Annotated in this window: 25 protein-coding genes and 1 tRNA gene; 4 read left to right on the top strand and 22 right to left on the bottom strand. The window is 60.5% G+C overall.

The annotated features are described in order from the left end of the window. Positions 1-163: 163 nt before the first annotated feature. From G5V57_RS09145 to obgE, 8 genes are all read right to left on the bottom strand, one after another. Positions 164-1,522: a S41 family peptidase gene (locus tag G5V57_RS09145; RefSeq protein ID WP_206530236.1), complete on the bottom strand. Its 1,359-nt coding sequence runs from the start codon at positions 1,520-1,522 to the stop codon at positions 164-166. Positions 1,523-1,530: 8 nt separating this feature from the next. Next, positions 1,531-2,817, bottom strand: a complete 1,287-nt coding sequence (locus tag G5V57_RS09140; RefSeq protein WP_165167200.1) for a murein hydrolase activator EnvC — start codon at positions 2,815-2,817, stop codon at positions 1,531-1,533. A 188-nt stretch (positions 2,818-3,005) separates the two neighbouring features. After that, entirely contained in the window at positions 3,006-3,488 is a 483-nt protein-coding gene (gene rlmH, locus G5V57_RS09135; RefSeq protein ID WP_165167199.1) for a 23S rRNA (pseudouridine(1915)-N(3))-methyltransferase RlmH, read from the bottom strand. A gap of 15 nt (positions 3,489-3,503) precedes the next feature. After that, complete coding sequence (rsfS, locus tag G5V57_RS09130) at positions 3,504-3,872, bottom strand: ribosome silencing factor (protein ID WP_246737579.1); 369 nt, start codon at positions 3,870-3,872, stop codon at positions 3,504-3,506. A gap of 171 nt (positions 3,873-4,043) precedes the next feature. Further along, positions 4,044-4,655, bottom strand: coding sequence for a nicotinate-nucleotide adenylyltransferase (locus G5V57_RS09125; RefSeq protein WP_165167198.1), 612 nt, complete (start codon positions 4,653-4,655; stop codon positions 4,044-4,046). 7 nt (positions 4,656-4,662) lie between these two features. Then, complete coding sequence (locus G5V57_RS09120; RefSeq protein WP_256378654.1) at positions 4,663-5,943, bottom strand: glutamate-5-semialdehyde dehydrogenase; 1,281 nt, start codon at positions 5,941-5,943, stop codon at positions 4,663-4,665. Next, positions 5,940-7,067 carry a glutamate 5-kinase gene (gene proB / locus G5V57_RS09115; RefSeq protein ID WP_165167197.1) on the bottom strand — a complete coding sequence of 376 codons (1,128 nt, stop codon included), beginning with the start codon at positions 7,065-7,067 and terminating at the stop codon, positions 5,940-5,942. Before proB ends, G5V57_RS09120 begins: the two co-directional genes overlap by 4 nt. Further along, positions 7,064-8,110 carry a GTPase ObgE gene (gene obgE, locus G5V57_RS09110; RefSeq protein ID WP_165167196.1) on the bottom strand — a complete coding sequence of 349 codons (1,047 nt, stop codon included), beginning with the start codon at positions 8,108-8,110 and terminating at the stop codon, positions 7,064-7,066. Before obgE ends, proB begins: the two co-directional genes overlap by 4 nt. Positions 8,111-8,292: 182 nt before the next feature. Here obgE and G5V57_RS09105 point away from each other — a divergent pair, with 182 nt between their 5' ends. After that, complete coding sequence (locus G5V57_RS09105) at positions 8,293-8,997, top strand: transglycosylase SLT domain-containing protein (RefSeq protein WP_165167195.1); 705 nt, start codon at positions 8,293-8,295, stop codon at positions 8,995-8,997. Between the two features lie 128 nt (positions 8,998-9,125). On the opposite strand, the gene G5V57_RS09100 is transcribed toward G5V57_RS09105, so the two are convergent. From G5V57_RS09100 to rplU, 3 genes are all read right to left on the bottom strand, one after another. After that, positions 9,126-9,671 carry a GNAT family N-acetyltransferase gene (locus tag G5V57_RS09100; RefSeq protein ID WP_165167194.1) on the bottom strand — a complete coding sequence of 182 codons (546 nt, stop codon included), beginning with the start codon at positions 9,669-9,671 and terminating at the stop codon, positions 9,126-9,128. A gap of 110 nt (positions 9,672-9,781) precedes the next feature. Next, the gene (gene rpmA / locus G5V57_RS09095; RefSeq protein ID WP_165167193.1) at positions 9,782-10,048 is read right to left on the bottom strand and encodes a 50S ribosomal protein L27; all 267 of its coding nucleotides are present in this window, start codon (positions 10,046-10,048) and stop codon (positions 9,782-9,784) included. 17 nt (positions 10,049-10,065) lie between these two features. Continuing rightward, entirely contained in the window at positions 10,066-10,725 is a 660-nt protein-coding gene (rplU, locus tag G5V57_RS09090) for a 50S ribosomal protein L21 (RefSeq protein WP_165167192.1), read from the bottom strand. A gap of 226 nt (positions 10,726-10,951) precedes the next feature. Between rplU and G5V57_RS09085 the strand changes: the two genes are divergently transcribed. After that, positions 10,952-11,041: transfer RNA gene (locus tag G5V57_RS09085), tRNA-Ser, on the top strand. A 795-nt stretch (positions 11,042-11,836) separates the two neighbouring features. Here the strand turns inward: G5V57_RS09085 and G5V57_RS09080 are convergent. The 4 genes from G5V57_RS09080 to G5V57_RS09065 form a co-directional block, all read right to left on the bottom strand. After that, positions 11,837-12,550: an outer membrane protein gene (locus G5V57_RS09080; RefSeq protein WP_165167191.1), complete on the bottom strand. Its 714-nt coding sequence runs from the start codon at positions 12,548-12,550 to the stop codon at positions 11,837-11,839. A 405-nt stretch (positions 12,551-12,955) separates the two neighbouring features. Next, on the bottom strand, positions 12,956-13,471 hold the full coding sequence (locus G5V57_RS09075; RefSeq protein WP_165167190.1) for a methionyl-tRNA formyltransferase: 516 nt from the start codon (positions 13,469-13,471) through the stop codon (positions 12,956-12,958). A gap of 404 nt (positions 13,472-13,875) precedes the next feature. Continuing rightward, positions 13,876-14,949 (bottom strand): hypothetical protein, encoded by a 1,074-nt coding sequence (locus tag G5V57_RS09070; protein ID WP_165167189.1) that lies wholly within the window; start codon positions 14,947-14,949, stop codon positions 13,876-13,878. Then, complete coding sequence (locus G5V57_RS09065; RefSeq protein WP_165167188.1) at positions 14,946-15,443, bottom strand: transcriptional regulator; 498 nt, start codon at positions 15,441-15,443, stop codon at positions 14,946-14,948. The genes G5V57_RS09070 and G5V57_RS09065 overlap by 4 nt, the downstream gene beginning before the upstream one ends. Positions 15,444-15,611: 168 nt before the next feature. On the opposite strand from G5V57_RS09065, the gene catA reads away from it, so the two are divergent. Further along, entirely contained in the window at positions 15,612-16,541 is a 930-nt protein-coding gene (catA, locus tag G5V57_RS09060) for a catechol 1,2-dioxygenase (protein WP_165167187.1), read from the top strand. Positions 16,542-16,927: 386 nt separating this feature from the next. Here the strand turns inward: catA and G5V57_RS09055 are convergent, their stop codons facing one another. From G5V57_RS09055 to G5V57_RS09030, 6 genes are all read right to left on the bottom strand, one after another. Further along, positions 16,928-18,448, bottom strand: coding sequence for a DUF1254 domain-containing protein (locus G5V57_RS09055; protein ID WP_165173966.1), 1,521 nt, complete (start codon positions 18,446-18,448; stop codon positions 16,928-16,930). Positions 18,449-18,524: 76 nt separating this feature from the next. Further along, positions 18,525-18,668 carry a hypothetical protein gene (locus G5V57_RS09050; RefSeq protein ID WP_371744755.1) on the bottom strand — a complete coding sequence of 48 codons (144 nt, stop codon included), beginning with the start codon at positions 18,666-18,668 and terminating at the stop codon, positions 18,525-18,527. Between the two features lie 345 nt (positions 18,669-19,013). Further along, positions 19,014-20,036 carry an AraC family transcriptional regulator gene (locus tag G5V57_RS09045; RefSeq protein ID WP_165167186.1) on the bottom strand — a complete coding sequence of 341 codons (1,023 nt, stop codon included), beginning with the start codon at positions 20,034-20,036 and terminating at the stop codon, positions 19,014-19,016. Between the two features lie 192 nt (positions 20,037-20,228). After that, complete coding sequence (locus tag G5V57_RS09040; protein ID WP_165167185.1) at positions 20,229-21,137, bottom strand: methionyl-tRNA formyltransferase; 909 nt, start codon at positions 21,135-21,137, stop codon at positions 20,229-20,231. Further along, positions 21,134-21,820 (bottom strand): sugar transferase, encoded by a 687-nt coding sequence (locus G5V57_RS09035; RefSeq protein ID WP_165167184.1) that lies wholly within the window; start codon positions 21,818-21,820, stop codon positions 21,134-21,136. The genes G5V57_RS09040 and G5V57_RS09035 overlap by 4 nt, the downstream gene beginning before the upstream one ends. Positions 21,821-22,538: 718 nt before the next feature. Further along, a complete protein-coding gene (locus G5V57_RS09030; RefSeq protein ID WP_165167183.1) occupies positions 22,539-22,742 on the bottom strand; it encodes a hypothetical protein in 204 nt (67 codons plus the stop codon). A 297-nt stretch (positions 22,743-23,039) separates the two neighbouring features. On the opposite strand from G5V57_RS09030, the gene G5V57_RS09025 reads away from it, so the two are divergent. Beyond that, positions 23,040-24,218, top strand: coding sequence for a serine hydrolase (locus tag G5V57_RS09025; RefSeq protein WP_165167182.1), 1,179 nt, complete (start codon positions 23,040-23,042; stop codon positions 24,216-24,218). Positions 24,219-24,229: 11 nt separating this feature from the next. Here the strand turns inward: G5V57_RS09025 and G5V57_RS09020 are convergent, their stop codons facing one another. Then, positions 24,230-25,201, bottom strand: a complete 972-nt coding sequence (locus G5V57_RS09020; protein ID WP_165167181.1) for a sugar-binding transcriptional regulator — start codon at positions 25,199-25,201, stop codon at positions 24,230-24,232. Positions 25,202-25,325 lie beyond the last annotated feature (124 nt).

The raw sequence follows: 25,325 nt of genomic DNA, 5'->3' as shown, positions 1-25,325 counted from the left end.
CTGCCCTGGGAAGGGTTAATGCCGCGTTCACCCTTTGAATTACAACGGGATTCTATATTCTGTCGGCTTGCCAACGTAGGGTTGCATCATCGACACAATGCGCGCCTTGAATGCAAAGCGCGCGACTGGAGGCCAGTCGCGCGCAGATGCTTACCCAACAAAATCAGTTGGCGTTGGTTTCGTCGTCCGAGTTATTGGTCGTCTGCGGCGGCTTGGCGGCTTCCTTTGGCTTGGCGTTGCTCGCCACCTTGACGCCATGAAGAACGTCGATCGCCGCCTGCAGCTGCAGATCCTTCGTCTTGTCTTCCGGCACATAGGCCGAAGAACCGCCACCCTCGTCGCCGCCGCCCTCATTGGTGAGGTGGCCCTTGAGGCTCGCCTCGCCCTTGGTCGATGTATCCTTGCCGAGAAGCTCGGGCGGCAGTTCCTGCTCGATCACGGTATCGGGGTCGATGCCCTTGGCCTGGATGGAGCGGCCGGCAGGTGTGTAGTAGCGCGCCGTCGTGAGGCGGAGAGCGCCCTGGCTGCCGAGCGGGATGATGGTCTGCACCGAACCCTTGCCGAATGAGCGCGTGCCGATGACGGTAGCGCGCTTATGGTCCTGCAAGGCGCCGGCGACGATCTCCGAGGCAGAGGCCGAGCCGCCATTGATCAGCACCACCACCGGCTTTCCGTCGGAGGTGTCGCCCTTCTGGGCGTTGAAGCGCTGGGTCTCGTCGGCATTGCGGCCGCGCGTCGAAACGATCTCGCCGCGGTCGAGGAACGTATCCGACACCGAGATCGCTTGGTCGAGCAGGCCGCCCGGGTTGTTGCGCATGTCGATGATATAGCCCTTGAGCTTGTCGCCGGTGTCTTTCCGGATCTGGCTCAGCGCCGCATCAAGGCCTTCCTGGGTCTGCTCGGTGAAGGAGGAGATGCGGATATAGCCGACGTCCTTCTGCGGGCCCTCGATTTCGAATTTCACCGACTTCACGCGGATGATGTCGCGCACCAGCTTGAATTCGAGCGGCTCCTTGGCGCCCTGGCGCATCACGGTGAGCGTGATGGGCGTGTTCACCTTGCCGCGCATCTTGTCGACCGCTTCATTGAGCGACATGCCCTGCACCTCGGCGCCGTCGAGCTTGATGATGAGGTCGTTGGCCATGACGCCGGCACGGGCGGCGGGCGTTTCGTCGATGGGAGCCACAACCTTGACCAGGCCGTTCTCCATGGTGACCTCGATGCCGAGGCCGCCGAACTCGCCCTTGGTCTGCACCTGCATTTCCTGGAAACGCTTGGCGTTCATGTAGCTCGAATGCGGATCGAGCGAAGTGAGCATGCCGTCGATGGCGGCTTCGATCATCTTCTCTTCATCGGGCGGCTCGACATAGTCGGAGCGCACGCGATCGAACACGTCGCCGAACAGGTTCAGCTGCTTGTAGGTATCGGAATTCGACGCGGCAATGGCGCCACTCCAAGCCTGCCAGAGTACCGTCGCCGAGACAGCGCCTGCCAGAACCAAACCAAATGACCGTATCTTCATATCAGGCCTCATCCTCGGGCTTGCGCGAAGCCGCCGATCCACCAGGGTGACGAATCGATCGCCTCGCCATTCTTCCGGAACTCAATATATAGTACGGGCCGGCCATTTTGCAGCTGGTCGCCCGTCAACGTCCCCGGCGCGGCGCTCTTTCCCATTATTCCTACAGGCTCTCCGGCTTGCAGAAATTGTCCCTGCTCAGCCGTAATCTCACCCAAGCCTGCCAGGAGCACATGATAGCCGCCGCCCGTGTTCAAGATCAAGAGTTGGCCATAGGAGCGGAAAGGTCCAGCGAATTCCACATGGCCGTCAGCCGGGGTGACCACCTGGGCATCGGCCCTTGTGGCGACGAAAATGCCTCTGGTCGTGCCGCCGAAACCGTCGCTTGCGCCATAGACCTTAAGAATCTGGCCCTGGGCCGGATATTGCAGGCTGGCCTTGATATCGGCAAAGGCCATGCGCGGCTGGAGCTTCTTCGCCGCGGCGATGCGGGCCTGGGCTTCGGCCTTGGCCTTGAGCTCCGCGGCAGTCTTCGCTTCCGCCTCGGCTCTCGCCTTTTCGGCCGCCTCGGCCTTGAGGCGCTCCTCTTCCAGTGTGGCAAGGAGCTGCTTCATGTCCTTCGCCTTCTCGGCGAGTGCGCGGGCTCTCTGCTTCTCGGCCTTGAGACGTTCATTCGTATCGGCGAGCAGTGATTTCTTGCGCGCCTGGAGATCGGTCATCTCGCGGCGCGACGAGAACAGCCGGGCGACATGGTCCTTGAGGCTTTCGCGCTCGGTCACCGTCTGAGCCTGCAAGGTCTCGAGCCGGGCCAGCTGGGCGGACAGCGATGCCGCTTCCTGGCGCAACTCGGGGACGATCGTCCCGAACATCATGGCGCTGCGCAAGGCGGACAGCACGTCCGTAGGCTCTACGACCAGGGCCGGCGGCGGATTGCGCTCGATGCGCTGGAGCCCGGCGAGAAGCCGAGAGATCTCCTCGCGCCTGGCGGCGAGACCGGTATGAATCTTCAATTGTTCGGCATCGAGCTCCTGCAGGCGCTCCTCGGCGCCGAGGATGGCGGCCTCGCGCGACTGGATCTTCTCGGCCAGCGCGATCAGCTTCTGCGACAGTGCCGCCTGCTCCTGGACGATCGCCTCGCGCTCGGCGGCGATCTGCTCCTGCAGGGACTTGGAGGCGTCGAGCTGCTGCTCCAGGGTGTTGAGGTCGTCCGCCGTCTGTGCCGAGGCGGCCGGAATCATGACGGCAAAGGCGGCCAAAGCCGCCAGCATCGGACGCAGATTCGGGAGGGACGACGTCATCGGATGGGCAAATTATCGAGGCGAGATGTCCAAAGTAGGGCTTCACTAGTACGTAATCAGGAAAAGTGGCTACCGGTTTTCCGTCCAATTACGCGCTAAATATAAGATTCCGATCACGTTTATCATTTCAGGTCGACCCAACCTGAAATGATCGTAATCTAAAGCAACACGAATTACCGCATCCGGCTTCAAATGCGATGATAGGGATGTTTCACCAAAATGGTGACTGCCCGGTAAATCTGCTCGGCCAGCATCACGCGGGCGAGGCGATGCGGCCAGGTCATGGAACCCAAGGACAAGAGAAGCCCGGCCTTCCTGCGCAGTTCCGGTCCATGCCCGTCCGGTCCGCCGATGAGACAGGCAATCGATTGTGTTCCCTGATCGAGATGGCGGCGGAAAAGCTGGGCGAACTCATCGCTCGACAGTGATTTTCCCCGTTCGTCGAGGACAATGGTGAAGGCGGATGGCGGTATCGCTTCGGTGAGCAGGGCGGCTTCGGCCGCCATGCGGCCGGGCGCGTCGGAAAGTTTCGATTCGGCGAAATCGCGCGCCGTGATCTCGGTTATGCCGCAAGCCCGGCCCAGCCCGCGAGCCCGCTTGGCATAGTCGTCGAACAGGTCAAGCTCAGGGCCGGCCTTGAGCCGGCCAATAGCAAGAATGGCGAGCCTCACCCTGGCGAAGCGCCGTCAGACCGCGACGCGTTCGTCGGGCGCGTGGTCCGACCAGAGCTTCTCGAGATTGTAGAAGCTTCTGACTTCCGGCCGGAAAATATGCACGACGATGTCGCCGGCATCGACCAGAACCCAGTCCGCATGCGGCAAGCCCTCGACGCGCAGGTCCTTGTAGCCTTCGCCCTTGAGCTTTTCGACCAGCTGGTCGGCGATGGCGCCGACATGACGGTTCGAGCGTCCGGTCGCGACGATCATGCCGTCGGCGATGACCGCCTTGCCATTGAGATCGATGGTGACGATGTCCTCGGCCTTGGCATCTTCGAGATGGCTGAGGATGGAAGTGAGGAGAGCGTTCTTCGTCTTGCGCTTCGGCGCAGACTTCACCGCTACGGCGCGCTTAGGCGCGCCGGTTTTCTTTCTTGGCGCTGTCAGTGTGGATGTCCTCTTCAATAAGGCAGTGCTTCATAGAGACTGCGTCAGTTCCCTTCAGGGATTACGACACCCTAAGAATAGGAGCGTCGGCGATTCTATTCAAGCACCTCGCTCATGACGTGGTCATGACGTTTGTTTCCGGTTTTTGGCGCGTTCCCGGATCGCCGTGGAACTTTCGGACCGCAATGGCATGGGAATAAAGCACCAGGCCGGCGGTGGAGCCCCCGGCAATTCCTTCGCCCTTTCGGTGGCGATGCGCCGGTTCTCATACCGCAGTGCCGCCGGGCTTTCGAGGGCCCGCATGGAGTATCCCGGCCTCGCCAATATCGCGAGCGGGATGGTTTCTGGAATTTCGGTCCAGTCGTTCCAATGGTGCAGATTGGCGAAGCTGTCGGCGCCCATGATCCAGACGAAGCGGCCGCGCCGCAAAACCGGGGCCAAGGCGGCGAGCGTCGCCGCGGTGGTGCGGGTCTTGAGCTGCTCCTCGAGATTGCTGACGATGAAACGCGGATGCCGCGCCACCAGCCGCGTCACCGCAAGGCGTTCGTCATAGTCGCGGTAGTCTCCGGCATCCTTCAGCGGGTTCTGCGGCGAGACCAGCCACCAGATCCAGTCGAGCCCCAGGCGCTTCAGCGCATACAGCGCCACGGCCCGATGGCCGCTATGCGCCGGATTGAATGAGCCGCCGAAGAGCCCGATGCGCTGGCCGGCACCGAAAGGAGGGGGGACGATCACGCAGGCCTCACGGGCGGATCTGCCCCGTGCCCGACACCTGATATTTGAAGGTGGTCAATTGCTCGAGGCCGACGGGCCCCCTGGCATGCAGCCGGCCGGTGGCGATGCCGATCTCGGCGCCGAAGCCGAACTCGCCGCCATCGGCAAACTGCGTCGAGGCATTGTGCAACGTGATCGCGCTGTCCACTTCAGCGAGAAAGCGTCGGGCCGCCTGCTCGTCGCCGGTGATGATCGCATCGGTGTGCTGCGAGCCGTAGCGGGCGATATGCGCCATCGCGTCATCCAGCCCCGCGACGACTTTCATGGAGACGATGGCGTCGAGATATTCGGTCGACCAGTCCTCCTCGCTCGCCGGGGTCACGCGCGGGTCCGCCGCCTGTGTCTCGGCGCAGCCCCTGACCTGACAGCCTGCCTCGATCAGCATGGTGATGAGAGGCTTGAGATGGCTCGCCGCGCAAGCACGGTCGACAAGAATGGTTTCGGCGGCGCCGCATATGCCGGTGCGCCGCATTTTGGCATTGAGGACGATCTTCGTCGCCATGCCGAGCTCGGAAGCCTTGTCGACATAGACATGGCAAATGCCCTCGAGATGGCTGAACACCGGCACGCGAGCCTCCTGCTGCACGCGCGCCACCAGGCTCTTGCCGCCGCGCGGCACGATAAGATCGACCGTGCCGTCGAGGCCCGAAAGCAGATGGCCAACGGCGTCGCGGTCCATGGTCGGCACCATCTGGATCGCTTCTTTTGGCAGGCCGGCCTGGACGAGGCCGCGCTGCAGCGCGGCGACGATGGCCGCCGATGAGCGATAGCTGTCCGAACCACCGCGCAGGATGGCGGCATTGCCGGATTTCATCGCCAGGGCGCCCGCATCGGCGGTCACATTGGGGCGGCTTTCATAGATGATGCCGATGACGCCGATCGGCACGCGCACCCGCGCGATGGTAAGGCCATTGGGCCTGGTCCAGCTCTCGGTCACCCGGCCAATCGGATCAGGCAAAGCGGCGATGTCGTCGAGGCCTTTCGCCATCGCCTCGATGCGCTCCGGTGTCAGAGTCAGGCGATCGAGGAAGGAGCTCTTGAGGTCCTTGCTCCTGGCGGCCGCGAGATCGGCGGCATTCTCGCGCGCGATGAGGAGGGCGTCGGCGCGGATCGCCTGCGCCATATGAGCGAGAGCCTGGTTCTTGATGTCCGGCGAAGCGAGCGCCAGCTGGCGGGCAGCCAGACGGGCGGCGGCGCCCATGGCCAGAAGCGTCGCCTTGGTGTCGGATTTGGATTCGATCTTGTTCACGCGCGTGCTCCCGCCGTCATCACCAGGTCATCCCGATGCACCATCTCGTCGCGGCCCCTGAAGCCCAGGGCCTTCTCGATCTCATTCGTCTTGCGCCCGGCGATGCGCGCCGCGTCGTCGCGATCATAGGCGACGAGGCCACGGGCGATCTCCAGGCCGGCGGTGCTTACAATACTCACCGCGTCGCCCCTGGCAAAGCTGCCTTCGATGCGCTTCACACCGGCCGGCAACAGGCTCTTGCCCTTGTTCAAGGCGGCCGCCGCGCCGTCATCGACATGGAGCCTTCCCATCGGCACCAGGGTGCCGGCGATCCAGCGCTTGCGCGATTGCAGGGGAGTGGCGCCGGACAGAAACCAGGTGCAGGCCTCGCCTTTCTCGATGCGCTGGAAGGGATGCAGCGCGTGGCCCGAGGCGATCACCATGTTGCAGCCGGCCGAAAGCGCGATCTTGCCGGCTTCGATCTTGGTGATCATGCCGCCTGAGCCCAGACCCGACACCGGCTTGCCGGCCATGGCTTCGATCTCAGGCGTGATTTCGGCGACCTCAGGGATCAGCCGGGCGTCGGGTGTGCCGGGCGGCGCGGTATAGAGTCCGTCAATGTCGGAGAGCAGCACCAGGCAGTCGGCCGACATCATCGAGGCGACGCGGGCGGCGAGGCGATCATTGTCGCCATAGCGGATTTCGGAGGTGGCGACCGTGTCGTTCTCGTTGATCACCGGCACGGCGCCGCGCGCCAGGAGGGTCGAGAGCGTGGAGCGGGCATTGAGATAGCGGCGGCGCTCCTCGGTATCGTTGAGCGTCACCAGAATCTGCGCGGCGACGATGCCATGCTGGCGCAAGGCCTCCGACCACGCATGGGCGAAGGCGATCTGGCCGACCGCGGCCGAGGCCTGGCTCTCCTCGAGCCTGATCTGCCCCTGCGCGAAGCCCAGATTGCGGCGGCCGAGCGCTATGGCGCCCGACGAGACAATGATGATGTCCTGGCCGCGGGCGCGCGCCTTCGCCAGGTCTTCGACGAGAGAGCCGAGCCAGTCGGCCTTGATCGCGCCGGTCTTGCCGTCGACCAGCAGCGCCGAACCGATCTTCACCACGATGCGGCGGGCTTCATTCAGTCTCTGTGTCACGGCTGCCAGTTCTCTATCTTGATTTTGTCGCTGGTCTCGCCCCTTTCGGCGCGGCGCGTGTCGGTGATGACCGTGAGGAGCTTCTTCATCACGTCCTCGACATTCCTGCCGGTGACGCCCGACATCACGATCGGCGTCTTGCGGATGCGGCGCTTGAAGTCGGCGAGCTTGAGGTTGAGGTCCTCTTCGGAAACCGCATCGACCTTATTGAAGGCAATCACTTCCGGCTTGTCGGCGAGATGGCCGCCATAGGATTTGAGCTCCTTGCGGATGACCCGATAGGCGGCGACGGGATCTTCCGCCGTCACATCGATGAGATGCAAGAGAACGGCGCAGCGCTCGACATGGCCGAGGAAGCGGGTGCCGAGGCCATGGCCTTCATGGGCGCCCTCGATAAGGCCTGGAATGTCGGCCAGCACGAAGCTCGATCCGGCCGCGCGCACAACGCCAAGCTGTGGGGTGAGCGTGGTGAAGGGATAATCGGCGATCTTCGGCTTCGCGGCCGAGACGGCGGCGAGCAGGGTCGATTTGCCGGCATTGGGCATGCCCAGAAGGCCGGCATCGGCGATGAGCTTCAACCGCAGCCACAGCCAGCGCTCCTCGGCATCCTCGCCCGGATTGGCGCGGCGTGGCGCCCGGTTGGTCGAGGACTTGAAATGCGCGTTGCCGAAGCCGCCATTGCCGCCGCGCGCCAGGCGGATGCGATCGCCGATCTTGGCGAGGTCGGCGACAAACGTCTCATTGTCCTCTTCGAAGACCTGCGTGCCGGCCGGTACTTTCAGCGTGATGTCGGGCGCATTGGCGCCGGCGCGATCGCGGCCCATGCCATGGCCGCCCGTCTTCGCCTTGAAATGCTGCTGATAGCGATAGTCAATAAGGGTATTGAGCCCGTCGACCGCCTCGATCCAGATGTCGCCGCCGCGGCCGCCATCGCCGCCATCGGGTCCGCCCATCTCGATGAACTTCTCACGCCGGAAGCTGACGCTGCCGGCGCCGCCATTGCCGGAGCGGATGTAGATCTTCGCCTGATCCAGGAATTTCATAATAACTGCCTAACTCTGTAAGCCTCAATTGTGGCGAATGCCCTTACGTCACTTGCCTGCAAATGACACCGAAAGCTCCTCATTCTGGACACAACCGGCGGGCTTTTAGCACCCTCACCGCTGGGTGTGACAGGGACAGTACACCAGCGAGGGGACATCGAAAAAGAAAAGGGAAATCCTGAATGAGGTCTGTATTTGCGTTGATTCCGGCTGCTTTCTTGGCCGGCACCGTCCTTGCTGCGCCGGCTCACGCCCGGAAAAGTGAAGATCCGAATTCGCATGCCGAGCGCGTCAGCGCCCAGAAGAAGAATTTCAAGTCGGCTACGGCCAAGAAGGCGGGCAAGGTCCGCAAATCCACCAACCTTAAGACCCGCAAGGCGGCAAGCGCCAAGACGCGCAAGACCGCGAAGAGCACACCAAAATTCGCGCAGACCAGACTGACCAAGAAGATAAAGCCCAAACGTCAGTTGAGTGCGAAGAAGATGTCGGGCACGAAAATGACCATGTCCGACCAGAGCCTCAGCATCAACGGTGCCAGCGACCAGCGCGTCGCCCAGATCATCCGCGACATGGCGCCGTCCTATGGCGTGCCGACCTGGTTCGCTTTGCGCATCGCCAATGTCGAATCCGGTTACAATCCCTACGCGCGCGGGCGCGCCGGCGAGATCGGCGTCTTCCAGCTCAAATGCCAGACGGCGAAGGGCATGGGCTTCAGCGGCGACTGCTCGAAGCTCACCGATGCCCGCACCAATGTGCAATGGGGCCTGAAGCATCTCTCGCTCGCCATCGAATCCTCGAACGGCAATCTGAAGCTCGCCGCGTCGAAGCATAATGGCGGCCTCGGCCGCAAGTCCCTGGTCCACAGCTACGTCGCCAAGGTTTTCTGATCCGCTGGAGCATCGGACCGAAAAGTGCGAAGCGGTTTTCGGATAATCCGATGCGCAAATCAAAGAGTTAGAGCATCGGACCGAAAAGTGCGAAGCGGTTTTCGGACAAGCCGATGCTGCAACCTTCCTCATCGCGCGGCGCTTTCCCAGCGCTCGCGCGTGAGGACGAATCGATGGCCGGGCACCTTCGCTTTGAGTATCAGCGAGTCGATCTCATAGGGACCGCTGTGCTCGAAGCCGGCCTTCTCCAGAACCCGGCGCGAGGCCAGATTCTGCAAGCGGCAGCCTGATATCAGGCGCTCATGCCGTGCGCTCTTGAAGGCGTGATCGACCACGGCCTTCACCGCTTCGCTCATATAGCCCTTGCCCCAATAGGGCTCGCCCAGCCAATAGCCGAGCTCAGGGTCCTTTTCTCCACGGCGCTCATAGGCGCAAACGCCGATAAACGTCTGGGCTTCGTTTCGTAGACATAAGACGAAGACCGTCTCGTCGGCAGGCTGCGTCGCGACCCAGTCAATGAACTGCCGGGCGTGCTCGACTTTGTATGGAAAGGGCAGGCGCGCCAGCATCACGGCGACCTTGTAGTTGTCGGCGAGGGCGGCGATGGCTTCCGCGTCACCCGCCGCGACAGGGCGTAAGATGAGGCGCTCGGTGGTAATCAGGAAATCGGTCATCGTTTCGTCCAAACAAAAAGGGGAGATGGTCTGCCCATCTCCCCGTTTGTCGAAACACCTTCATTCGCACCGGTTCGATGAGCCCGGTGGAACGATATGATCCACCGTTGTTATTCCGCGGCCTTCGGCGGGAGCACGGACACGACTTGCTTGTTGCCCTTGCTGGCGCGGAAGTTCACCGTGCCGACAACAGTGGCGTAGATCGTGTGGTCGCGGCCGATGCCGACGCCCGTGCCCGGATGCCACTTCGTTCCGCGTTGGCGGATGATGATGTTGCCCGGGATGACGGCTTCGCCGCCGAAATGCTTGACGCCGAGACGACGGCCGGCCGTATCGCGCCCGTTGCGGGATGAACCGCCTGCTTTTTTGTGAGCCATGGGGGGTTCTCCTTACCTTATTCCTTGCTCTTCTTGGCGGCCTTGGCCTTCTCGGCCTTGGCTTCCTTGTCGACCTTGGCGCGCGGCGGCTTGCCGGCGGCGAGTTCCTTGGCCTGCTCGATCCATTCTTCGCGGGCGACACGACCCGGCATCTTGATCTCGGCCTCGATCTTCTCGATCTCGTCGCCGGTCAGATTGGCGACCTGAGCGTATGTCGTAAAGCCCATATCGGCCAGGATCTTCACGATCTTGGGGCCGACGCCGCCGATGAGGGAAAGATCGTCACCCGCCTTCTTGTCGCCGATCGGGGCGGCGAGGGGCTCGGCTTTGGCGGGCTTGGCGGCCTGCTTGGCCGGCTTGGCGCCGCCGGTGAGGATCTCGGTGATCTTCACCGAGGTAAGATCCTGGCGATGGCCGTTCTTGCGGCGGTAATGCTTGCGGCGATGCTTCTTGAAGATGATGATCTTGGGACCGCGCACCTGGCCGATGATCTCGGCGGCGACGGTGGCGCCCGCGACGAAGGGCGCGCCCACGTCGACATTGCCGTCGGAGGCGACCATCAGCACATTGGTGAATTCCACGATGTCGCCGGCTTCGCCCGGAAGCTTCTCGATCTGGAGTTTGTCGTCGGCTGCAACGCGATATTGCTTGCCGCCGGTCTTGATGACTGCGTACATATTTGTTCCTTTTCCCGCGCCCATCGGCGCCGCCAGATGGCGGACTTCGGTCGAATTATGAGCCTGAGGCAGCGTCTTTGCTGCGGAGGCAGGGCCCCCACAAGTCGGCGCGGTTCTAGCCAGGGGGGGAATATAATGTCAAGGAAATCGCAGTCCGGGGTTGCCGGGCGGGAATTCATTCGCTATCTAGCCCCCCGCCGCCCAAAAGCGCGCCTCATCAATATGCGGAGAGGTGGCTGAGCGGTTGAAAGCACCGCACTCGAAATGCGGCATACGGGCAACTGTATCGGGGGTTCGAATCCCTCCCTCTCCGCCATAACTACTTGATATAATTGTATAATTTTATGATAGGCGCAGGAGCCCCTGCGAGCCGCCGGTGAAGCTGGCATTTTTTCTCTCGTCTCGTCAGCATCCCTGAGTATGCGAGCATCCTGTACTGAGGAGCCTTCTGGCTGCGCCGAAGGCGCTTTTTCTCAGTTGGCCTAAGCGGTGGTACAGATGGTGGCCTGTCCGACCCGGAGACATGGGAAACGGAATGCACCCAAGAGATGGGTGACAACCTCGTGCCGAATGGGTTGTCGATGGTCTGCAAGGGCCTCTGTTCCAGGTAGATATATCCGAGATTGTAATGCATGAAGGAGACGCGCCATACGCCGTCTCGACTGCTTTAGATTGCCCCGGCCGACTCGGGGCCGTGAGGTTCAGGCCTCGGCGATCATTGCGATCGAGACCTTGAGGCCAGGAACTCTGACCGGTAGCTTGGCCCCCTGACGGGCCGGCGCATCAATCGTGTGCCGAGATGCCCAAATCCCTTCCGTATTTTTCGCGATTTTTTCCCTGTTTTACATCTGCACGCGCTGGGGGCTAACGCGTTGAGAGGGCGAAAATTTCCATGCATTCAGCCAACGAATCTGCTGAGAATTCTGTGCGCTTCCCAGTATTTTTCCCTGATACATGGGTAAATCCGTCAGAGATAGGTTCGTAGATGACTGCGTGCGCCACCATAATCTTTTGATATCATTGTGTGATCTGGTGCGCGCCGCAGAGGCACGGCCGGGCGCCAGTCTGGAAAGCCCACGGGCGCTTCAGTAAGCTACGCCACCCGAAAGCCCTAGATGCTGTGGAAATGCCAGCTCAATCCGACACGTACGGCGTTGAACGTGTTGTCGAACTTCACTTCGTCGCCGATCTCGGGCGTAGTCGAATCGAGCTTGGTGTTATCAAGATCCGTGTAGCGATATTCAAGGCGGGCACTGAGATCATCCGTGAAGGCGTATTCAATTCCCGCACCGATCGTCCAACCCCAAGCGGTGTCGCTCTCGGAATTGCTGCCGAAATCCACGTCGGTGATTTTCATGTCCACCCCGCCGACGGCAAGGCCGCCAGTCGCATATAGAAGCGCGCGATCCATGGCGAAGCCCGCCCGAAGCCGCAGAGAACCGAGCCAATCGATCTCCTGCTTGATCTCCCCGAACGGTGTTTCGGTATCGCCATCCATGCCGGAGTATTCAATGTCGCCCTCGAGGCCAAATACAAGGCTGTCCGACTGATAGTTGTAGCCCGCATGCAGGCCACCGACAAAGCCCTCCAGCGCGATCGACCCTTTATTGTCAGGGGGGGTCACCGGGTCGCTCTGAATTGCCAGCCCTTCTCCTCCGTCTAATACTTCATTGCCCTGAACGTCATTCTCGCCCCAGGCGTAGCCTCCCTGGAGGCCGATATAGGGACCAGTCCAGTCATAAGAGACAGGCTCGATATCAGCGGCTCGCGCGCCGGCGCCCATGAGAAGAAGGGCGGCCCCGCCCAGAAGGACCTTATCGAACATGATTCTCTCCAAAGGAACTTTTGCTGTTATTGCGTTGTTATCAGGCCGCCGTCAATTGAAGCGACCCTCCGGAAGCGCTTTCTATTCCCAGATGTGGCCTAAAAGCCACAATCATGGTAATGTCGGCGACTCCATTCAAACTGGCCCGAAACTCCTCTCGGATGGGTCTGAATCCAGTTGCCGCGAGCGACGTGGCGGGCTCCTTCTGAACGTTCTCGGTAATTAGAGCGCCGGACGCTCACATGGAATCGGTCCGGCGCTCTAACTCTTTGATTTGCGCATCGGATTATCCGAAAACCGCTTCGCACTTTTCGGTCCGATGCTGTAGCTCGAAAAAGCCAAAGTCGCTGGGCGGGATCGTGTTGAACGAGCCTCCTTGGCGGGTAATGCGCACTGCAGCGATCCTCAGAACGGGGTCCCGAGTTTGGAATGGCGACGCGGCTTGTCTGAACCGTTCTCCAGCCTCCATGCGGTGACATGCACGCAGCCGCCGTCCCCGCATAAGACCACAAAGCCGTCCGTCGTATGGCTCTGCACCTGGCCAGGCAAACCGATGAAGCGGTGGGAATCGGGAAAGTAGCTGGCGATGTCGATGATGAGCCGGCGACCGTTCCAGGTCGTGAATGCGCCGGGATAGGGATCCCCGACAGCGCGGATCAAGCGTAACACCGCGTCTGCCGGATCAAGCCAATTGATCAGGCCGTCTTCGGCGCTTCTTCTTGCACAATAGGTGGCGTGCTCATGTTCCTGCGCGATGCGTGGCGGGTCACCGGAAAGCGCCAGTTCGAGAGCCTTCGGCAGCATCCGGGCCATTGCAGTGGTCTGCTTGACGTAGAGCGTGCGAGCCGTTTCAGCGGAATCGACGGTGATCGTTTCCTGAAGCAGGATCTCGGGCCAGAATCGACACCACCGTCCAACCAAAACTGGGATGCCGCGAGGCGCGTGTTCGACCGTGCCCAGGCCGCTGATCTGTTCGAGCAGCCTTGGAATCTGGAGAAGCTCGGCTCGATCCGCTTGCTGCGTCTGACCATTGATCGGATCGACGCATGACGGGAGCGGCCCCGAACGAGGGATCGATGCCGCGCATCTGGTATCAGTCGGTCAGGACCGCCAAATCAATCGGCCTTACTCTATCGCCGATGCTGCTTGGGCGCCGACGAGGTGATCGAATGATGGCGCCTATTCGCCGATCGCGTAGTTTTGCTGCGCTGCAGAAATTTGGTCGCTATCGGGGCATAGCTGACATGGCTGGATTTGCTGCCGCTTGACCCACGGTAGCGAATGACCCTTAGCGGACGTGGCTCAGGTCTGCCGAGTGCGAACGGTCAACGATCAACGAAGGGTGCCACTGTCCATCCAGCCATTCGCAGCAGGTCGTTCATTTGGTCCCGCCACTGTGGGATTGTCTGTCTAAGCGACGCGAGGTTGTCGTCCGACTGCCCTTTGCGTTCCGCCTCCTGAACGCAACGACGGGCGTCATCCCACTTGCCGGCGACCGCGTAGCAGCAGGTCATTGTTTCCAACGTTGGCCGCCAGTCTGGTCGAGCCGCCAGAGCGCGGGCCGCGGTCAGCGAGGCGCCTTCGGTGTCACCCGCAATCAACTGCGACATTGCGAGCAGATTGAGCCAGGCAGGATTCTGCGGGTCGTGCGGGCTCAGCTTTAGTCCGCGCTGAAACGGCAATATCGCGTCGGAAGCCCGCCCTCTGGAAAGCTGAGCCAATCCGACGGCAAAATGGCCAAGAGCGAAGCCTGGACTGAGTTCAACGGCCTTTTCCGCGGGAAGGATCGCTTGCTCCGGGTTCGAAAAGACGCTGGCCATCGCGAGTGCGTAGTGCGCATATGGATTCTTCTCGTCCAGATAAATCCCGCGCAACGCAGCCTCCATTGCCTCTCGCAGATCGGCTGAGGGATCATTGGACCACCCGTATGAGATCACTCCGTTGCTAACGCGCGCACGCCAGACGTGGGCTTCGGGAAGCTGTGGATCCAGCCGGCATGCCTCGCGGAAAAGGTCTCGCGCCTCGTAGTGGGTGGGCCGGGTGACTTGATGAAAAAGCCAGATCCCCCGTCGGACGCGGTCCCAGGCGGTCATGTTGCCGGTGTGCCTTGACACGGCGAGGTTCGATTCCGATTTTATCAGTTCGGGCTCGATTTCTCCGACGACCCGCTCAGCAATCTCGTCCTGTATTGCGAAGACTTCCGTCATCGCCAGATCGTAACGCTCGGCCCAGATTTGGGCGCCAGTGGTCGCGTCGACTAATCTCGCCGAGATACGAACGGCCTGACCGGATTTGCGCACGCTTCCTTCCAGAAGATACTGCACACTGAGTTCACGCGCGATCTGCTTCGGGTCGATAGCCTTGCCCTTGTAGACGAAGCTCGAATTCCTCGCGATCACGAAGAACCAGCGGAAACGCCCCAGCGCCGTGATGATGTCCTCGGTAATGCCGTCCGCGAAATACTCCTGCTCCTTTTTCCCCCGAGATTGGCGAAAGGCATCACGGCGATGCTGGGTCTCCGTGCAAGCGTGGTCTCCTCCCCGGGAGAATCAAGGCTGCTTTCGCGATCCCCCGAACCTAAATCCGGCCTCAAGGCGAAGCGGTAGCCGACCCGTGGGATTGTGGTGATCCACTCCCCGCCCTCGGGCGATTGTCCCAGCAGCTTCCTCAGGGCGGCGATTTGAACGGCGAGATTTCCCTCCTCGACGGCTGCGCCCTGCCAGGCCGCGTCAATGAGATCGGACTTGGTGAGCACCTCACCCGGGCGACTCAGAAAGGCCGTCAGGAGAAGAGAGGCCCGATAAGGGACGGGCACGGGCACCCCCTTGCACAAAAGCGTCCCGACCTCGGAGTTGAGAACAAAAGGGCCAAAAGCAAAGCGCCGGCTCAGCATGGGGCCAACTTACATATCTTTTGAGAATTTTTCAGAATTATTCAGCGGGGCTTAAAGACACTCGCCGCCGGATTGGCCGATCCTGTTGCCGATGCTTGCGAGTCCGAAAAACCGGAATCGTGACGCTCTGATCTGTGGGCTCGGGAGCAAATAAGGGAGGAGAGTCAAATGTCAGACAGTCTGATCGGGAAGGACGTTATCGCTGCTCTTGCCGCCAGTGCCGCCGGGCTTCACGGTGCTGACGGCAATCCGCGCGTTAAGCAGGTTGTCAATCGCCTGCTTGTCGACCTGATGGTTGCAATTGACGAACTCGACATCTCGATGGACGAGTTCTGGACTGGCATTGCCTATCTCACCCAAGCAGGCAAGCAAAACGAGTTTGGACTGATCGTTCCGGGCGTTGTGCTCGAGCATTTCCTCGATCTGCGCCTCGACGAGGCCGAGCGGCGGGCTGGAATCACCGGCGGCACAGCGCGCACGATAGAGGGCCCGCTCTACATAGCCGGCGCCCCACTTTCAAAGGGCGAGGCTCGGCTCGACGATGGTACGGACGATGGCCAAGTGCTGTTTATGGAAGGTCAGGTGCGCGATATCTTGGGAAAGCCGATCAGCGGCGCCATTGTCGATGTTTGGCACGCCAACACGATGGGCAACTATTCGCATTTCGATCCGACGCAGGCAGCCTATAACCTGCGTCGGCGAATCGAGACAGACGAGGAAGGCCGCTATCGTTTCCGCTCGATCATGCCGAGCGGCTACGCCTGTCCGCGTGGTAGTCAGACCGAGAAGCTCCTGAAGGCCGTGGGCCGGCATGGCAATCGGCCGGCACACGTCCACTTCTTCATAACCTCTCCCGGCCACAGAAAACTCACGACCCAGATCAATATAGACGGTGACAAATACCTGTACGACGATTTCGCCTTCGGCACCCGCAGCGAACTGATCCCGGTAGTCGAGCACGTCTCGGACGCGCGAAAGATCGACCAAGCTGGCCTCAACAAGCCCTTCGCGCGCATTCGGTTCGATTTCACGCTCGCCAAGAGCGCCATTGCCGCGCCGACGACTATAGTCAACCGCGAGCATGCAGAAGCTGCTTGAATAGAACACGGCCGGTGCGGATCCAATCGCGCCGGCGAGCGCGGCAGCCAGCGACGTCTTTCTCCGTGAACGTACCGCCAAAGCATGTAACAACCGCGTTCGCGGGGACGCCACACTTCCGTCTTTGGCCCATCGCGTCATATCTCTGCGGTACAGAATTTAGTCGCTATCGGGGCATAGCTGACATGCCCGGACTTGCTGGCGGCTCACCCGGTAGCGAATGACCCCATCCGGCCATCACTAACAGCCCCCGCGTTGCGGTCGAAAGAAGGGGAGCCACCGATGATGCGACAGGGCATGGCTGGTGCCTGGCGCGGTGCGTAGTCTGCCCCAACAAGAAAGCCCGCCTTGCGATGGCATGGCGGGGTTGGAGGTTCAAGGCGTTGTCACTTGACCGGTTCGAATTCACCCGGCTTCCAGCTTTTGTCGAACCACGGTTCCAGCGGACCGTAGAGGCGCAGGAGGACGTTCCATCCCTTGCCGGGAACGGTCTGCACCCAGTTGGCCTCGTGACCTGCCGGCGCTGTCGGGCCGAACCAGACATCCACCGAGGAATCCGCATTGATGACAAGATCCTTCTTGTCGCTGCCGATGCTCGGGAATTGCTGGTCGGTCTGCAGCATCGACCGGGTCTGGTTGTCATAGACGACGAATGACCAGAAGTCCTTCGCCGGGATGTTCGGCGGCAGGCGAACCTTATAGGTCTTGCTGCCATCCAGGGGGTTGTTCTCGCTGTCGGTCGTTGCTGCCGCGTATTGCGAGCCGATGCCGACACGTTTTATCGCCATCGCCGGTGTGATCCCCGTCGCATAATAATGAAACAGCACACGGGCATCGAGGTTGCGAACGCCGGGCTGCGCAAGGAATTCGTAGCTGCCGCCGACAAACCCCGTGAACCACGCGCTGTCGGGATAGTAGTATGCGTCCTTCATCCGCGTATCGAAGGTGATCGTGCGCGCGGTGGCATTGCCGACCGCCACGGCTTCGGTGAGGATTTTCTTCATCCGCTCGTCGGGCGCGAAGGGCTTGCCCTTCTCGATGCCGATGGCGGCAAGCTGTCCGAGCACTTCCGGGTGGTAAGCCTCGTTCGGCTCATATTGAACGATGTTGTTCACTTCCTCGAAGAAGTGAAAATTGTTGGCATGGATGGTGTTGAATTCCTTGCCGCTGACGTTGATGAACTTCATCGGCGGCGGATTGCCGGCCTCCGACAGCGGACATACTTTCGCAAATTTCCTGGTGTTCTCGACGGCGGTCTTCGTGCTGCCGCCTTCGAGAAAACCTCGCCAGAAAAACAAGTTGCCGTAGGTCGAACTGCGCAACACGAAATAGCCGTCCGGAATCTCGCCCTGGTAGCCGGGAGGCAGGAGCAGGTACTTGCCGCCCTTGCCCCTGTCCGGGCCGGCATTTCCTACGTCGCCTACATATTTGAACCAGTGGGTGTCGATCATGCCCAGGATATTGGGGGGTGTTTCGATCACCAGCGGCCCCGCTTTGGTGTCGAGCCACATCAAGTTGTAGATGCTCTCGGTATTGCCCGTGAGGAACAACGACCGCGAGTCCATCAGGTCCTCGAAGATGAGGATGGTCTGATTGTTGTCCGCGCCCTGGCTGGCAACGCCGACCCTTATTGCTTCGGCCGACGCGCCCGGCATGGCGTTGAGAAAGGCATCAACACCGCGCATGAAGTCGAGATTGTCGTAAAGCTTCTCGGCGGTGACTTTGTCCGGGAAACCATCGAAGAATTTCAACGTTCCCAGTCGCGTTTCGACGCTCTGCGGAGTGACAATGGAATCGGGTATTGGCGTCGTCATTTCCATCTTCGGCGCAGTCTGCGCCTGCGCAACCCCGGCAAGAAGTATCAGTGCCGATGCCGTGCCCAGCAGGCCTTTCATCGAAAGAGTCATCATTGTGGTCCTCTATAAGGGAAGAATTCAACGACGGCAGGGAACAGTCCGTTTGCCGTCGCATGCAGCTTTGGCCTCAGTTGATGTAGACCACCACGTAACGCCCGCCATAGGGCTGGTAATAGACGCCACCGCAATGCCAGATCAGAGCGCCGTTGATACTGGTCTTGATGCAGCTGGCGGGCAGGGTGGCGACATATATCGAGGAACGGCGGATCACTCGGCGCGTGGTGCGGCGTGCGACGCCGGCCACGCTGCCCGGTGTCGTCCCCAGGCCATTTCAATTTGAATCTGCTCATCCGCTCACCTTCAGATTTCAGTTCTCCACCAGGCTCAATGACCAGGGGTTGCGCCCGTCTTGCCCGTTGCACAACTTCTTCGCGAAATTTCCGCAATCAGTCGCATATTGTTACGGCTGCACGTGTTCGGTCTTGTCTTTTCGTGTCAAACTGCGCGTTTTGCGCATCGGATTATCCGAAAGCTGCGTCGCGGCCGAGACAGGACGAGTGCCTTCGCGTTCATATGCTCTCAAGCGGAAAGCCGATGGCCTGCCGCTTCTGTCGGTTTACGTGAGAATGATGCCCGAAGTTTTCGACCTGCTCGTGTCGCGATATTGCCGTGGAGCAACACCGGAAAGCCGGCGAAATGCGCGTGTGAAACTTGCGGACTCCGAGTATCCCAAGGATAGCGCAACATCTATGATCTTGGCATCCGTATCGCGCAGCAGCTTCTTCGCGTTCTCAAATCGAACCGCATCTACGAGATCCGAATATGTCAGGGCCGCGCTCGAAAGCCTCCGTTGAAAGCTTCTGACGCTGATATTCGTCATCTCGGCGATTTCGGCGATCGACGGGATTCTCTCATCCAGATAGGATGGCAACATCAATTGGAGCATCCCAATAAGATCGGTGACGGGCGGTTCCGCGTCCTCCGCCGGCGGACCAGGCGGCGATTCATTTCCGAGGGGAGGAAAGCTCAGATACCCGACAGGAATATCAATCCATGACGCTTCTTGCGCTGATAGAAAGCGTGTGTTGGACCAGAAGGCCTGAGGCTCGCCGCCGGGCACATAGCGGGCCTCAAAGCCCACGGTTGTAGGCGCCCACTCTGGCCCGACGAACTGCCGAACGATATGGATGACAAAAAGATTCTGAAGCCACTGGGAGTGTTCAAGGTGCTGCAGTCCCGCCGTTCCTAGGAGTTTGGTGCAGACTCTCAAATTCCCATCGTGGAGTTCTAGCCACATGCTCAAATTGGTGTCTTCAGACTGTCCATGCTTGCATGTCTGCTGCAGCGCAACAAGCAGAGTCGGAGAACAGCGGATTATTGTACGCAGTTTCTCGCTGAGGTGACAAAACTGCATCCGCTGAGAGGCGAGAAATCCGATATCGCTGATGCCTTCAGATCCCTGTGCGGCCTCGGCGAACTGGATGGCTCGCAATATTGGAACATAGTGATCCGCCTTCTCTTCCAATGATACGGGAAGGCGAAACTTTTGCAGGAGCGCCTCGGTCGGTCCCCCAATTTCGCTGTAAATATCGGCAAAGGGCAGGAGGAATTGACAGCGGGTTAAAGGAATCCCCCTCATGCTCACCTATAATGCTCCTGTGCGAGGCAGCGGCATTTCTGCTACAACGCATACGCCTCTTAATTCGAAGCTATGTGACTGCCGTAGAACTGCGCAACTCACTTTGGGTGCTGCATCTGACCGCGTGAGCCTCTCTGATAGTTTGGTAGCTTATGGCAAGATGGCGGTCAACTGGTGTGTTGGAACATCGCATCAGGTTCCGAGTTTGGAATGGCGACGCGGCTTGTCCGAACCGTTCTCCAGCCTCCATGCGGTGACATGCACGCAGCCGCCGTCCCCGCATAAGACCACAAAGCCGTCCGTCGTATGGCTCTGCACCTGGCCAGGCAAACCGATGAAGCGGTGGGAATCGGGAAAGTAGCTGGCGATGTCGATGATGAGCCGGCGACCGTTCCAGGTCGTGAATGCGCCGGGATAGGGATCCCCGACAGCGCGGATCAAGCGTAACACCGCGTCTGCTGGATCAAGCCAATTGATCAGGCCGTCTTCGGCGCTTCTTCTTGCACAATAGGTGGCGTGCTCATGTTCCTGCGCGATGCGTGGCGGGTCACCGGAAAGCGCCAGTTCGAGAGCCTTCGGCAGCATCCGGGCCATTGCAGTGGTCTGCTTGACGTAGAGCGTGCGAGCCGTTTCACCGGAATCAACGGTGATCGCTTCCTGAAGCAGGATCGGGCCAGAATCGACACCAGCGTCCAACCAAAACAGGGATGCCGCGGTGGCTGTTTCACCACGCAGAATGGTCCAAGGGATAACAGCGCGACCGCGCATGCGCGGCAGCGGTCCGGGATGAAAGCCGATATTGCCCAATCGGGAGATTGACAGGAACGCCTCGCGGCAGATTTGAGACCATCCAAGCACCAGCACGAGATCCGGTCTAAAACTCCGCAAGGCTTTGATGGTTTCAGGCCCGTTGATATCGCGCGCGTAAAAGACTTCAGAGCCTGCCTTGCGGGCCAGGGGTGTCAGGTCAACAAAATCCGAATGCCGCTGAGCGGCTTCCCGCGGCAGCGTGATCACAAGGTCGGGCGCCTTGCCGGCCCGGCCCAGTGCCGCAAGCGCGATCGCAGAACCCTCGACAGTTCCGACAAACGCGACGTTCATGTGATATGCCGGTTGACGGGCAGAGTGTCTACGGCAACTCTTCCGCTGCGCGCAGCAAGATGAGCCCTGGCCGTACGAAGCGAGGCGTCGCAAACTCGTTCGCCACGAACGATCACCGAAACGGTGAGAAGCAGGATGCGCAGGTCGAGCAAAACCGACCTGTTGTCGACATACCAAAGATCGAGCGCCAGCTTCTCCTTGTCGGTAAGACAGGTATTGCCATTGACCTGGGCCCAGCCGGTCAGGCCCGGCCTCACTGAACCGCGCACCTGCCCCAGCCCTCCAAACGCTGCAATGGTTGTCGGCAGCAGCGGGCGTGGGCCGACAAAACTCATGTTGCCATCGAGAATTGACATCAGTTGCGGAATCTCGTCGAGACGCAAGCGTCTTATGAGGCGGGTCAGGCTGGTTTCGCGAGCGCTATCCGGCAGCAGTTGCCCGCTAGCGTCGCGCGCCTCATGCATTGTCCGGAATTTGACCACTGTGAAAGGACGCCCCCCCAAACCACTTCGCAATTGACGGAACAGCAGCGGCCGCCCAAGCGAGGACCAGACGAGGATAGCTGTCAGCGCCGCCGGGAGCGCCGCCAGAAGCAAAGCAACAAGTGCCACGACGCATTGAAGAGCCTGCCAAACAAAAGCGGTGGAGTGGAACTCGGCTCTGGTTTCGCTGTCTGCGTTCATGCCGTCCTCCGCTGCAAACAGTGACCGCTCCCATGTCGCCCGATGGTCAAAACCGAGGTTGGATCGGCCGCCCCCTGCACCTCGTGCTGACAAGCTGGCGCACCTGTGTCATTCCAGAGTTGAACTGATTGGCGGCACGGTTGTCGCGTTTGTGAGCTCGTCATGGTTGCGTACCCTGACCATCAGAACATCTCCAGGGAGCAGGAGTGTTTCCGGGGGCGCTTTCAACGTCGTTAACTTCTCACCTCGTATCCAGCTCATTGCGCAGGCGGCCGCTGGCGTACATCGCCGATATTTAAGACAGGGCGATGAACAGCCATCAACAGGCTGCGATCCGGGACAACGAAAATGCGCTCCTCGCCATAAATGCGGCCCAGCTCCTTCAGAGCCTGGATAGTGTCAATCCACCCGCTTGTACCGCTCCCAAGGGTGGAGTTTGGATTGATCCGTCAGGGCCCAAAAAAGACCCCCCGAGAACTCGTCATCCAGAGTATCGAATTTTACCTTACCACCCGGAGACAGTGTGTAAAGCCATTTCCCTGGAGGGGTCGCCGCTGGCCGCTGAGCCGATTTGCGCAATTCGATCAACATCATAGGAGGAAGCTTATTCTGAATCTTACATTAGATTAAGAATGCGTCGCAACGCTATTGCCGGGGCTGAGAGCGATCGGGGCTGCGAGTAAACTTCTCCTGGCTGCGCGGTCCGCTCTGCGGGTCGCTAATCTCCCTTCACCGCGTGCCTGCTTGCCTTCTTCCTCTCGGCTGTCCTTTCCAGGGCGTCCGCCTCCGCATCCATCTTTCGGGCGAGTTCCACAAAACCCTGCTCCGCTTCCGGGTCGGACAAATCCACAGAAAGTGCCCGAGCCTGTTCCGCCGCTTCGCGAAGCTCAGCTATCTTGGCCTGGAGTGCCTTCTGGTCCATTTGTCTGATTAATGGATGTCGATCGAAAACGTTCCTTTCCGGGCTTGAGGTCGGCTGAATTATTTCGCAGGCCCTGGGCGGTAAGCTGTCCAGTCTGGAAACCGCGAGCGCTTTTGAAATCTGTACCGCCCAACACAATTGAACATGAGTTTCCGGGAGGGTATTTGCAGGGTATGCTCACCCCGCTGCCGCCCGATATTTATTGTAGAGGGCCTTCGTGATGCCGCGGCGCCTCCCGGTGATATTGATCGCTCGCGGATGGGGCAGCGTCGCCGAACGATGGAGGAGAACTTGGCTATGGTCAGCGCTCATCGGTCGAAGCGGTTCCCGGCGGCGTTGCTCGCGGCGCTGGCGATCTGGGTGGGCGCCAATCTGTCTGAGGCCGCCGCGACTACGGCGTCAGCTCCTTGCGGGACACCGGCCGCCGCAGAGGACTGGCCGACAGGGGCGCCCGGGGATGTCGGTCTCGATGCCGCGCGGCTCTGCGCGCTCGGCGAGATGCTCGACACGTCGCCGGACATCAATGTGCATGCGGTGCTCGTCGTGCGCCACGGCAAGCTTGTCTATGAGACCTATCGATCCGGAGTGGATGAAAGATGGGGCTGGCCGGCGGGTGTGGTAGCCCACACGCCGCAGATGAAGCATGATCTGCGCTCGGTCAGCAAAAGCGTGACGTCCCTTCTCGTCGGCATAGCGCTCGACCGCAAGCTCATCGGCGATGTCGATCAGCCGGTCTTCGCCTTCTTCCCCGACCTTGCGGCTCTGCGCACGCCGGAGAAGGACCGCATCACGCTCCGCAACCTTCTAACCATGGCGTCGGGCCTCGCCTGGAACGAGGACCGACCCTATGACCGGCCGGCGAACGACGACAGCCGGATGAATTATTCGACCAATCCCTATCGCTTCACGCTCGAAAAGCCGGTTTCGGAGAAACCCGGCGCCAAGTGGAACTACAGCGGCGGCGACACGCAGCTCCTTGCCGGGGTGCTGCAACGCAGGACGGGCAAGTTCATCGGCGATTTCGCCAAGGAGGCTTTGTTCGAACCGCTCGGCATCCGCGATTTCGAATGGGTGAAGATGCCCGGCAATGGCGAGACCGCGGCAGCTTCCGGTCTCAGATTGCGGCCGCGCGACATGGCCAAGATCGGCGAGCTCGTGCTGAGGCGGGGCCTGTGGAACGGGCGTCGCGTCATCTCGCAAGGATGGATCGACGAGTCGACGCGCACCTATATGCGGAACTTCGATTCCTTCGCGTCGATCGGCTACGGATATCAATGGTGGACCGACTATGAGGAGAAAGGCGGCAGGCGATCATCGTGGATCTATGCCGTGGGGCTTGGCGGCCAGCGCATCTATATTCATCCCGAGTTTGATCTCGTCGTCGTGATCACGGCCGGGTTCTATGCCGAAGATCGCCAGGATTTTCTTCCCTATGACATATTCGACAAATATGTGATCGCGGCGATACGTCCGTGATAGCTGGCGGGTCAATCTCCGAGTGCCAGAACTTTGGCCAGATCTCCGTCCACAATCAGGCGATTGATCAGGCCTGAGCGCAGGAGGGCCGCTGCGGCGTCCGCCTTCGCGAGGCCTGCGGCCAAGAGGACGATCTCGTGCCTCGCCATGTCGTCGAGTGAGACTCCGGGCGTGCGATAGTTCAGCTTGCTGGGGACCGGCTTGCCGTCCCGGTTGAAGAACTTGCCGAGCATGTCGGCGACGGCGCCGGATGAAATGACGTCCTCGATCTCCTCCGAGCGGAGCAGGCCATGTTGGTGGATAAAGGAGTTCATTGAGCAGTCGCCGAAGCTCGCAATATAAAAGTCGGCCTTTTGCGCCAGAGCGAGGGTCTGGCGCACCAGACTCTGCGCCATGATGATCTGATAATCCTCCTCGCTGTCGGTGATGAAGGGCGCAGGTAGGATGTAAGCCTCGCCGCCGCAGGTCTCGGCGAGTTTCTGAACCACCTCGAAGGGATTGGTACGTGCGGTCCGGCTCAGCGATCCCATCAGAGACACAAAGCGGGCATCGGTGCGGTTGAGCTTCGGCATCTCATCAACCATCGCCGCGATGGTGCGGCCCCAGGCCAGCCCGACCACGGGCGGGGTGGCGCCCTGCAGCCGGCGCGCCAGAAAGGCTGCGGCGCAGATGCCCACGGCGTGGCGGGCGCGCACTTCATCCGCCTGGGGATCGGCGGTGGCACCGAGCGGCGGGGTGACAATGCATTCAAGAAGGCCGAAGCGGCGGGTGAGCGCGTCGGCAAGCTGGTGCGTCTCAATCGAATGATGGTCGATCGAGATCTTCACGATCTTGGTTTCGCGGGCCTTGGAAAGCAGCCTCAAGATCTTGAAGCGCGATAGTCCCGTCTGCTCGGAAATCTCTTCCTGACTATGCCCGCCGACATAATAGAGCCAGGCCAGGCGGACGAGGAGTTGCTGTTCCTGATCGGTCGAGTGGTCCATGGGGCACTTTACTGCACTTTGTGCACTTTTGTGTTGACGGTCAATTCGGGCATTGTTACGCTTAATGTGCATGAATTGCACAAAAGTGCAAACACCTTTCGGATCATATCGATAGCGTGCCGGG

Source organism: Nordella sp. HKS 07, assembly GCF_011046735.1.
Lineage (GTDB): Bacteria > Pseudomonadota > Alphaproteobacteria > Rhizobiales > Aestuariivirgaceae > Taklimakanibacter.
Note: the sequence above shows the minus strand (reverse complement) of the source record. Positions and strands in the feature narration are given on the sequence as shown.